This is a genomic window from Patiriisocius sp. 208BN25-11, from assembly GCF_058147145.1.
This window is the reverse complement of sequence record NZ_JBYVJY010000165.1, coordinates 1-232: the sequence shown is the minus strand read 5'-3', so window position 1 is coordinate 232 and position 232 is coordinate 1. Positions and strand designations below refer to the sequence as shown.

The following is a 232-nucleotide window of genomic DNA, read 5'->3' as shown; positions in this document are numbered from 1 at the left end:
CTTTACATTGGGCAACGCATTGTCTAGGGTACGAATCATTTTATCTGTGAGTTGTTCTTTGAAAGGTAAATATTCCTTAGACCTCTCTAAATCTTCGTTTTCAAATTTCGTAAACGACGCATAGTTAATAAAAGTAATGGCTTCTATGGTATTGTGTTTCCCATCGAAACTTGGAGGGTCTTTTAAGGTCGTACAGCTTATAAACATTCCCTGAAAAATAGGGTCTTCTAAA

Annotated in this window: 1 pseudogene; it reads right to left on the bottom strand. The window is 35.8% G+C overall.

From position 1 onward, the window contains the following. A pseudogene (locus tag ACY2RS_RS15985) lies at positions 1-232 on the bottom strand (phytoene desaturase family protein); the annotation flags it as partial.